Source organism: Paraconexibacter sp., from assembly GCF_041602235.1.
Classification (GTDB): Bacteria; Actinomycetota; Thermoleophilia; order Solirubrobacterales; family Solirubrobacteraceae; genus Paraconexibacter.
Map to the genome: position 1 here is coordinate 1 of NZ_JBFIGP010000147.1, position 9,065 is coordinate 9,065.

The 9,065-nt window shown below is 70.9% G+C and carries 8 protein-coding genes and 1 tRNA gene; 5 read left to right on the plus strand and 4 right to left on the minus strand.

The features are described 5' to 3' along the window. The first annotated feature begins 239 nt into the window (after window positions 1-239). Window positions 240-1,634 (plus strand): PLP-dependent aminotransferase family protein, encoded by a 1,395-nt coding sequence (locus ABYE80_RS12475; protein WP_372790613.1) that lies wholly within the window; start codon window positions 240-242, stop codon window positions 1,632-1,634. A 2-nt stretch (window positions 1,635-1,636) separates the two neighbouring features. Further along, window positions 1,637-2,578: a D-alanine--D-alanine ligase gene (locus ABYE80_RS12480; RefSeq protein WP_372790614.1), complete on the plus strand. Its 942-nt coding sequence runs from the start codon at window positions 1,637-1,639 to the stop codon at window positions 2,576-2,578. Between the two features lie 23 nt (window positions 2,579-2,601). Here ABYE80_RS12480 and ABYE80_RS12485 read toward each other — a convergent pair whose 3' ends face one another. Beyond that, complete coding sequence (locus ABYE80_RS12485) at window positions 2,602-3,081, minus strand: bifunctional nuclease family protein (RefSeq protein ID WP_372790620.1); 480 nt, start codon at window positions 3,079-3,081, stop codon at window positions 2,602-2,604. A gap of 146 nt (window positions 3,082-3,227) precedes the next feature. On the opposite strand from ABYE80_RS12485, the gene ABYE80_RS12490 reads away from it, so the two are divergent. Together ABYE80_RS12490 and ABYE80_RS12495 are read left to right on the plus strand one after the other, a co-directional pair. Continuing rightward, window positions 3,228-4,394, plus strand: a complete 1,167-nt coding sequence (locus tag ABYE80_RS12490) for an ATP-binding protein (RefSeq protein ID WP_372790615.1) — start codon at window positions 3,228-3,230, stop codon at window positions 4,392-4,394. A gap of 26 nt (window positions 4,395-4,420) precedes the next feature. Continuing rightward, on the plus strand, window positions 4,421-5,254 hold the full coding sequence (locus ABYE80_RS12495; protein WP_372790616.1) for an SDR family NAD(P)-dependent oxidoreductase: 834 nt from the start codon (window positions 4,421-4,423) through the stop codon (window positions 5,252-5,254). A 19-nt stretch (window positions 5,255-5,273) separates the two neighbouring features. Here the strand turns inward: ABYE80_RS12495 and ABYE80_RS12500 are convergent, their stop codons facing one another. Both ABYE80_RS12500 and ABYE80_RS12505 read right to left on the minus strand, forming a co-directional pair. Beyond that, the gene (locus ABYE80_RS12500; RefSeq protein WP_372790617.1) at window positions 5,274-5,687 is read right to left on the minus strand and encodes a hypothetical protein; all 414 of its coding nucleotides are present in this window, start codon (window positions 5,685-5,687) and stop codon (window positions 5,274-5,276) included. Next, window positions 5,680-7,740 carry a hypothetical protein gene (locus tag ABYE80_RS12505; protein WP_372790618.1) on the minus strand — a complete coding sequence of 687 codons (2,061 nt, stop codon included), beginning with the start codon at window positions 7,738-7,740 and terminating at the stop codon, window positions 5,680-5,682. Before ABYE80_RS12505 ends, ABYE80_RS12500 begins: the two co-directional genes overlap by 8 nt. Window positions 7,741-7,896: 156 nt before the next feature. On the opposite strand from ABYE80_RS12505, the gene ABYE80_RS12510 reads away from it, so the two are divergent. Continuing rightward, a complete protein-coding gene (locus tag ABYE80_RS12510; protein WP_372790619.1) occupies window positions 7,897-8,763 on the plus strand; it encodes a haloalkane dehalogenase in 867 nt (288 codons plus the stop codon). A gap of 64 nt (window positions 8,764-8,827) precedes the next feature. On the opposite strand, the gene ABYE80_RS12515 is transcribed toward ABYE80_RS12510, so the two are convergent. Next, window positions 8,828-8,901: transfer RNA gene (locus ABYE80_RS12515), tRNA-Ile, on the minus strand. Between the last annotated feature and the right edge of the window lie 164 nt (window positions 8,902-9,065).

Below are 9,065 nucleotides of genomic sequence, written 5' to 3' on the forward strand. Positions count from 1 at the left end.
CCGTCGAAGTCGATGCCCAGGTCGGCGGAGGCGCACGCGCCGGCGACGAGGGTCGGGAGGAACGGCCGCAGGCCGGCGGCACCGGCCAGACCGGCGCCCTGAAGGCTGTCGAGGAGAGCTCGCATGGGTGTGGTGGGCTTCCACGGGGAGGGCGGACGCCCGGTGCGGCCCGCTACCGTGGGAGGCGCATGACGATAGAGGAAGAAGGTCCGAACGCCGGTCACGGCGAACCATCAGGCATGCCCCGTCGCCCGCAGCGGGCCTCCTCGTCGCGCGACCTCGAGCGCTACGCCGGGCTGTTCGCCGATCGCACCAAGGTCATGACGTCGTCGGCGATGCGCGACCTGATGGCGATCACCGAGCGGCCCGAGGTGATCTCGCTCGCCGGAGGCCTGCCCGACACCTCGACCTTCCCGCCCGGGCAGTTCGCCGAGATCATGGGCGCCATCGCGCAGACGGCGCTCGCGCGCACGCTCCAGTACGGCCCGACGGAGGGCACGGCGGACGTGAAGGACTGCATCGTCCAGGTCATGGAGGCGGAGGGCACGGTGGTCGACCCCGCCGACATCCTCGTCACCACGGGCGGACAGCAGGTGATCGACCTGGTCTGCAAGACGCTCGTGAACCCCGGGGACGTGATCATCGCCGAGGCCCCGACCTATCCCGGCGCGGTCCCCGCGTTCTCGAGCTACCAGGCGGACGTGCGCCAGATCGAGATGGACGCCGACGGCATGCGGATCGACATCCTCGAGGAGGCGCTCGCCGACCTCGACCGCGAGGGCCGCACCCCGAAGTTCATCTACGTCATCCCCAACTTCCAGAACCCGGCCGGCGTGACGATGTCCCTGCCGCGGCGCCAGCGGCTCGTCCAGATCGCCCGCGAGCGCGAGCTGCTGATCCTGGAGGACAACCCCTACGGCCTGCTGCGCTACGAGGGGGACCCGCTCCCGACGCTGCGGTCGCTGGACGGTGGGGACTTCGTGATCTCGCTCGGGACGTTCTCGAAGATCATCTCCCCCGGGATCCGCATCGGCTGGGCGGTGGCTCCGCGCCCCGTCCTGCAGAAGATGAACCAGGGCAAGCAGGGCAGCGACCTCTGCTCGTCCACGCTGTCGCAGATCTTCGTCAGCGAGTACTTCGCCAGCAGCCGGTGGACCGACTACGTCGACGCCCAGAAGCAGCTCTACCGCCGGCGCCGCGACGTGATGCTCGACGCCCTCGCCGAGCACCTGCCCGCCGAGGCCACGTGGACCCGCCCGCAGGGCGGCCTGTTCATCTGGGCCACGCTCCCCGACGGTCTGGACACCACGGACCTCCTGGCCCGCGCGCTGACCCGCAACGTCGCGTTCGTCCCCGGGCGCGGCGCGTTCCTCGACGGCCGCGGCGGTACGTCGATGCGCCTGAACTTCTCGGGCGTGGGCGACGACGACATCCGCGAGGGGATCCGGCGGATCGGTGAGGTCGTCTCCGAGCAGCTGGACCTGCTGCGCGCGCTCACGGGCGGCCCGCTCGCCACCGAGGCGCGGCCACCGACGGAGGCCGGGACGCGCGAGCCGGACCCGGCCCTCGCCGACGTCCTGGAGCTGCCGCGCCGCGACGCCGGCGACCAGGCGGCCCGGCGGGACCGGGGCTGAGCATGGCGAAGGCACTGAAGGTCGTCGTGCTGAAGGGCGGGCGCTCGCTGGAGCGCGGCGTCTCGCTGGCCTCCGGGGCGCGCGTCGAGGACGCCCTCGAGCGCCTGGGGCACAGCGTGGTCGGCATCGACGTCGGGCACGACCTGGTCGCCCGTCTCCGCGCGATGGAGCCGGATGTCGCGTTCGTCGCCCTGCACGGGCGCGACGGTGAGGACGGCACGGTGCAGGAGCTCCTGGAGGTCCTCGACATCCCTTACACGGGCTCGGGGGTCAGCGCCTGCATCCGGTGCACCGACAAGGTCCTGTCCAAGCACGCGATGCGGGACGCCGGCATCGCCACCCCGGACTTCCTGTCGTTCAACGAGACCGCGTTCAAGGAGCTGGGCGCGGCCGAGGCGCTCGGAGCGATCGAGGAGCGCCTGGGCTTCCCGCTCGTCATCAAGCCCGCCGACCAGGGCTCGGCGCTGGGCATCAAGTTCGCCGGCGACCCCGGCGCCGTTCCCGCCGCGCTGGTCGCGGGGTTCTCGTACTCCACCAAGGTGCTGCTCGAGCGCCACATCTCGGGCAGCGACCTCGCGGTGTCGATCCTCGGGGACGAGGCGCTCCCGGTCGTCGAGGCGATCCCCGAGCACGAGGACGGCTACGACTTCGAGGCCCGGTACACGATCGGCCAGACCCGGTTCGTGTGCCCGGCCGAGCTCCCGCCGGAGACCGAGCAGCAGGCCCGGGACCTCGCGCTGGCCGTGCACCGGCTGCTGGGGTGCAGCGGCTTCTCCCGGGTGGACCTGATGCGCGACCGCCAGACGGGCGAGCTGACGGTCCTGGAGGCCAACGCCGTCCCCGGGTTGACCGAGACGAGCCTCCTGCCGCTCGCGGCGGAGGCCGCCGGCATCAGCTTCGACGCCCTGATCGGCCGGATCGTCGAGCTCGCCCTCGACCGCTGAGCGCAGCGCCCGCCGAGGCGGGCTCAGTCCTCGCCCATGAAGTCCTCGGGGCTCACCTGGTCGAGGAACTCCTTGAAGCGGTCGACGACCTCCTCGGTGTCCTCGACCTCGTGCTCGAACTCGATCGCCGACTCCGCGATGACCTCGTCGGCCGCGAAGATCGGGGCGCCCGCACGGACGGCGAGCGCCAGGGCGTCGCTGGGGCGCGAGTCGATCTCGACCTCACGGCCCCCGGAGGTCAGCGTGATCGACGCGAAGAACGTGTTGTCCCGCAGCTCGGTGACTTGCACCTTCGTGCACTTGACCTCGAGCTCGCCGAGCAGGTCCACGAGCAGGTCGTGGGTCATCGGCCTCGGTGTCGTGGCGCCCTGGAGCTTCATCAGGATCGCGGCAGCCTCCGGGTGACCGATCCAGATCGGCAGGAACTTGTTGCTGTCAACGGTCTTGAGCAGCACGATCGGCTGTTTGCCGACCATGTCGAAGCTCACGCCGTAGATGACCATCTCCTGCACTGACTGACTCCTCGGGGGTCCGGAAGGTCGGCCCAGTATAGGCGCGTGCGGTCCGCGCCCCTGGCTCGCACCGGGTGGGTGGTGGTAGCCTCGGGGTCCGCCGGGGGCGCCGCCGTACCGATGAGGACACCCGAGCCATGCGCCGCCCCCACCAGGATCAGGACCCCCCGGCCCCGGAGGCCACGGTCGAGTCCGAGGCCCTTCTGCTGACCGCGCTGCACGCCGTCGCGGACGCGATCGTCGTCGCCGACGACGCCGGACGCATCACGATGTGGACGGGCGGAGCGCAGGCGCTGTTCGGATGGTCGGCCGACGAGGTGCTCGGCCGGTCGGTCGAGCTCGTCGTACCTCCCAAGCATCGCGACGGTCACCGCCAGGGCCTGCTCCGCGTGCTGGGTGGCGGCCAGCCCCACGTGATCGGACGGGGCCCGGTGATGATGAGCGGCCTGCGCCGCGACGGCACCGAGGTGCCGGTCGAGCTGACCCTGGCCACCGGGAGCCAGGGCGGGCATCGCTTCTTCGCCGCCGTGATCCGCGATGCGACGGCGCGGCAGCACGCCGACGAGGAGCTGCAGGCGGCGCTCGGGGAGCTGGAGCGCTCGAACGCCGAGCTGCAGCAGTTCGCCTCCGTCGCCTCGCACGACCTCAGCGAGCCGCTGCGTATCGTCGACGGCTACCTCGGGCTGCTCCAGCGCCGGTACGAGCCCCAGCTCGACGCGACCGCCCGCGAGTTCATCGCGTACGCCGTCGAGGCCGTCGACCGGATGCAGCGGCTCATCGACGACCTCCTGCGGTACGCGCGGGCGGGTGCCGGCGAGCCCGCGCAGGAGGAGGTCGACCTGACCCACGTGGTGCACGAGGCCCTCGCCACGCTGACCGCGATGCGCGACAGCACGGGCGCCGTGGTCACCGTCGACGAGCTGCCGACCGTGACCGGTGACCACGTGCTGCTGCGTCAGGTCTTCCAGAACCTGCTGGTCAACGCGATGAAGTTCGTGCCCGACGGGACCGCCCCCCGGATCGACGTTCGCGCCGACCGGACCGAGGGCGGCTGGGAGGTGTCGGTGGCCGACGACGGCATCGGCGTGGACGACGAGGCCCGGCAGCGCATCTTCGAGATGTTCGGGCGCGGCCGCGGCGCCGGACCCGACCGTGCCGGCAGCGGCATCGGCCTGGCCATCTGCAAGCGGGCCATCGAGGCGCACGGGGGCACCATCTGGGTCGAGCGGGCCGAGCGCGACGGCCTGACGGGAGCGGACTTCCGGTTCACCCTGCCCGACCTGCCCGCGCCGCCTCGGCCCTGAGCGGCCCGGGGGCGTACGCTCCCCGCATGTCGGACACGGTCATCCTCATCACCGGTGCGTCGAGCGGGATCGGCGAATCCGCCGCCCGGCTCCTGGCGACGGAGCCGCAGGCGCGGCTGATCCTCGTCGCCCGGCGCGAGGAGCGGCTGCGCGCTCTTGCCTCCGAGCTCGGACCGGGCACCACGTGGGTCGCGGCCGACCTCGTCGACGACGACGCACCAGGGCGCATCCGGGCCCACGTCGAGGAGCACCATGGCCGGCTCGACCTCCTCGTGAACAACGCGGGCGCCGCGTGGCGTGCGCGCTTCTCGGAGGGCGGCTACGCCAACGTCAAGCGGACCATGGAGCTCAACTTCGACGCGCAGGTCCGGCTCACCGAGGCCCTCCTGCCGCTGCTGCGCCGCTCGGCTCCCAGTGCGGTCGTCAACGTCGGCAGCACTGCAGGTCGTGTCGCCCGTCCGGGCAGTGGCGCGTACAGCGCGTCGAAGTTCGCGCTGGCCGGCTGGTCGGATGCCCTCTGGGCGGAGGAGCGCGACCATGGCGTCCACGTGGGTCTGGTGCAGCCGGGATTCATCGCCACCGAGGGCTTCCCCGCGCAAGAGCTGGTCGCGAACCCCTGGACGCGCTGGCTCGTGTCGACCCCGGAGACCGTCGCTCGCGCGATCCGTGACGCGGGCCTGCGCCGCCGGGCCGAGCGCTACGTCCCGCGCCCCTACGGGGCGATCGCCGTCGTCCGGCACGTCGCTCCCTGGCTGCTGCGCCGCGTCATCGGCGGGGCGGCCGGCGGCGCGATGGTCACGCGGACGGGCGCCGACGCCGCCGAGGCCCGGTCGCAGGAGAGCACCTCACCGCAGGGCTAGGCGCCCTGCGTCGGATCGCCTACTTCTCGACCTGGCGCAACAGCGGCCCGAAGCCCGCCGCTCGCGCGTACAGCACGTAGAGCCGGAAGCCGCTGGCGTAGGTCGGAGCGCACGCGCGATCGAAGAGCTGCATCGCCTCCTCGTCCGACAGCGGCGGAGCGTCGACGGCCGCATCGGTGCGGTTCAACTGACTGCGGATGTCGGCGATCGTCGCGAGCTTCCGCGGCGTGGATCCCGGGTTCCAGTCCGAGCACTGGGCCAGTGTGGCGACGGAGCCCCCGAGCATCTCCCCCAGCGGGCGCGCGGCGCTCGTCGTCGACGCCGCTCGCTTGGCGGAGTCACCGTCGTCGCCGCACCCTGCGACCAGGCCGGCCGCAGGGACGAGGACGAACAGCAGCGCCGCGGTGAGCGTCCGTCGGCGCAGATCAGCCATGCCTGCTGGTGAACGCCGTTCCGTCCGCGACGGCGTCGAGGCTGCGACGCAGGGCGTCTGCGTACGGCGTCTGGAGGAACTGCGCCTTCGCGCGCTGCTGCGCCCGCCGCTCCTGCGCGGCCGCGGCCGAGCCCGGACGCGGCGGCATCTTGAACCAGTAGCAGAGCGGGAACGCCCCGTCCTTGCTCACGGCCGACCAGGTGAAGCAGTCCAGGAGCGTCGCTTCCTTCATCACGTCGCCGGGGCCGCCGCTGTTCTTGCAGTCCGACGGCAGGATGTCCGGCGGGGTGCCCGAGCCCGCGCCGGTGACGCTGCTCGCCTTGCCGTCCGGGCCGGTGTTGTCGAACCAGCAGTTGTCGTTGTTGCCGACGAACTCGTCCCACCAGAAGTCGACGCCGTTGGGCAGGGACTTCGCGTCCTTCGGCCCGCTCTTGTTCCCGAACTTGTTGATCGCGGTGGGCCAGCGGAACTTCGGCGGGATCTGCCCCATCTTGTTCCCGTAGAACTGGTTGGAGCAGGAGGTCGACGAGATCGCGGTGTTGGTGCAGTGGACCTTCTCGTCGATGTTGCCCTCCGGGTCACCCGCGACCTGGTCGGGCACGGCGAACAGCATCGCGCCGTGCCGCCAGTTGTCGAAGATGTAGTTGTTGAACACCTTGCCCCCGTTCATCCCCGGCCAGATCACCGCGGTACCGATCGGCATCGGCACGAGCGGAACCACCGGCGGGTTCTTCGAGTAGAGGTTGAGGTTGTTCGAGTACATGTAGTTGTTGTCGATCTGCATGCCGTCGGCCGGGAACCCGGGGTGGCCGGGCGCCGACAGCGTGTCGCTCGCGATACCTGTCGCGTTTCCGTAGATGTGGTTCTCGGTCACGCGCACCGAGTTGCCCATCGAGCCGGAGTAGGCGAGCGTCGAGCCGTGCAGATCGCACCGGCGGACGACGGTGTTGAAGCGCTTCTCGGGGTAGAAGCTCTCCTTGCGGTAGTCGCCGGTCTGCGGTGAGGCACCCGGGTACACGCCGGCGTCGCCGGCCCCGAACGCCTCGCAGTTCTGGATCACGTTGTGATCGGTGGTGAAGCTCAGGTGGCCGTAGTCGGCGGCCCAGAAGAACTTCACCTTGTCGAGCAGGATGCCGTCGGTCTCCTCGGTGTAGAAGCCGTGCTCGAGTGCGCCGCGCAGCAGCAGGTTGCGGACGACCAGCCCGTCGCTGCGGTCGGTGCGCATGACCACGTGCTTCGCGTAGCCGCCGGGCTTGTCCTGCGGGTCACGGGGCCGCTCGTAGTCCTTGCCGCCGTCGAGGATCACGTCCTCCGGAATGACACCGGAGCCCTCGATCTGCAGGTTGCAGCGCACGCACTCGCCGTTCTCCTGCTCGGGGATGCCGTGACGGTCGGGGTTCGGCGGATCGGTCGGCTTGCCCTTGACCTCGCGCCCCAGCACGTGGATGAGGTTCTGATCGTTCGGGCACGTCGCCTGGTAGGCGTAGCTGGGCGTCGGGGTCCCGCGCTGATCGTTCTGCAGCAGCGACGGGGTGCACTTCGGGTCGTTGGTCCGCGCCTTGCGCGACTCGGGCTCCACGTAGCGCCCGGGCATGATGACCACGCGGTCGTTGTTGCCGCTGGCGTTGATCGCGGCCTGCACCGACCGGAACTTGCAGCGCCGCTTGAGCGAGCGATTCTGCGACATCAGCTTCTTCGCCTGCTTCTTCGACAGGCGCCGCAGCGGCCGGCTCGGGCGCAGGCGGTACCCGCGGCTGCGGGCGAGGGCGACGGAGCGCTTCACGATGCTCACGGAGTCGCTCTTGCACACCACGCGGACCTTCCCGGGACCCGCACCGGTGACCGCCGTGGCCAGTGACCGGGCGGTCGGGACCTTGCCTCCCGCCGGCGGCGTGACCGACGTGTCGGGACGCGGGTCCGGCCAGTAGGACGGACGCTCGAGATGCGCGTCCGCGATCGCCGGTGACACCAGCGCTGCCACCGCCACCAGCATGGCGGGTCCACCGACCCTGCGGCGTCGGCTCGTGGCCCTCGGGGGGGTACGGAAGGTCATGTCGCGTGCTCCTGTTGCAGCTCGGGCTTCGCTGGATCCAGCGATCGTTGCGGGCGAACCTAACAGTTGGGGCGGTGGCAGGGTGCCGGTTGGTCTGGGAGCGCGCGTGTCCGCGCGCTAGCGTACGAACCAGGATCCAGGTGGAGGAGGCTGTCGATGGCGTGGAGCGATGACAAGCAGTACGTCGAGGTGCTCGGCCGGCGGATGGCGTACATCGCCGAGGGCGACGGTCGGCCGATCGTCCTCCTGCACGGCAATCCGACCTCTTCGTACCTCTGGCACTCCGTGATCCCGGAGCTCGTGGATCACGGACGGTGCATCGCACCGGACCTGATCGGCATGGGTGATTCGGACAAGCTCCCCGCCTCTGACGCCGACCGCTACACGTTCGTGCGCCACCGGGAGTTCCTCGACGCGTTCCTGGAAGCGGTCGGGGTCCGCTCCGACGTGACCCTGGTCGTCCACGACTGGGGCAGCGCCCTCGGCTTCGACTGGGCCCGTCGCCACTCCGACCGCGTGCGGGGCATCGCCTACATGGAGGCAATCGTGCGCCCGCTCGACGGCTGGGACGCCTGGCCGGAGGCGGCACGCAGCATCTTCCAGGGACTGCGGTCACCGGCCGGCGAGGAGATGGTGCTCGAGAAGAACCTGTTCGTCGAAACGATCCTGCCGTCCTCGATCCTGCGAACGCTCGCCCCCGAGGAGATGGAGGAGTATCGCCGGCCGTTCGCGCGGCCCGGCGACGACCGCCTGCCGACCCTGATCTGGCCGAGGCAGATCCCGATCGGAGGTGAGCCCGCGGACGTCGCCGCGATCTGCGCCGACTACGCGGACTGGCTGCCGACCACGGACGACCTGCGGAAGCTGTTCATCAACGCCGACCCCGGCACCATCCTCATCGGCGAGCAGCGCGAGTTCTGCCGCACCTGGCCCAACCAGACCGAGGTCACCGTTCCTGGCCTGCACTTCGTCCAGGAAGACTCGGGGCCGGCGATCGGACAAGCGATCGCAGCGTGGCTCTGACCGCGAGGCCCTTCCGCAGAGCCAAGGGAATGGCCCGCAATTGCGGGGCCGGGACCTTCACGAGTGGGCGATCCAGGATTCGAACCTGGGACCTCTTCCTTATCAGAGAAGCGCTCTAACCGACTGAGCTAATCGCCCGGGGTCCGGCATCCTAGCAACGAGGCCTCCACGTTGGTCGGCTCACCACGGGGCCTCCTCCGCCCCTCGCCGAGCTCCGTCCGGGGCCGGGTGATCCCGCCCGGAACGGCGTCCGATCGACGGCGCCGAAGCGCTACCCCGTGCGTCCCAGGCGCGACGCGAGG

Coding starts and splice junctions, on each gene's coding strand:
- ABYE80_RS12495 (WP_372790616.1), top strand. CDS start 4,421: ATGTCGGACACGGTCATCCTCATCACCGGTGCGTCGAGCGGGATCGGC.
- ABYE80_RS12500 (WP_372790617.1), bottom strand. CDS start 5,687: ATGGCTGATCTGCGCCGACGGACGCTCACCGCGGCGCTGCTGTTCGTC.
- ABYE80_RS12510 (WP_372790619.1), top strand. CDS start 7,897: ATGGCGTGGAGCGATGACAAGCAGTACGTCGAGGTGCTCGGCCGGCGG.
- ABYE80_RS12505 (WP_372790618.1), bottom strand. CDS start 7,740: ATGACCTTCCGTACCCCCCCGAGGGCCACGAGCCGACGCCGCAGGGTC.
- ABYE80_RS12485 (WP_372790620.1), bottom strand. CDS start 3,081: ATGGTCATCTACGGCGTGAGCTTCGACATGGTCGGCAAACAGCCGATC.
- ABYE80_RS12490 (WP_372790615.1), top strand. CDS start 3,228: ATGCGCCGCCCCCACCAGGATCAGGACCCCCCGGCCCCGGAGGCCACG.
- ABYE80_RS12480 (WP_372790614.1), top strand. CDS start 1,637: ATGGCGAAGGCACTGAAGGTCGTCGTGCTGAAGGGCGGGCGCTCGCTG.
- ABYE80_RS12475 (WP_372790613.1), top strand. CDS start 240: ATGCCCCGTCGCCCGCAGCGGGCCTCCTCGTCGCGCGACCTCGAGCGC.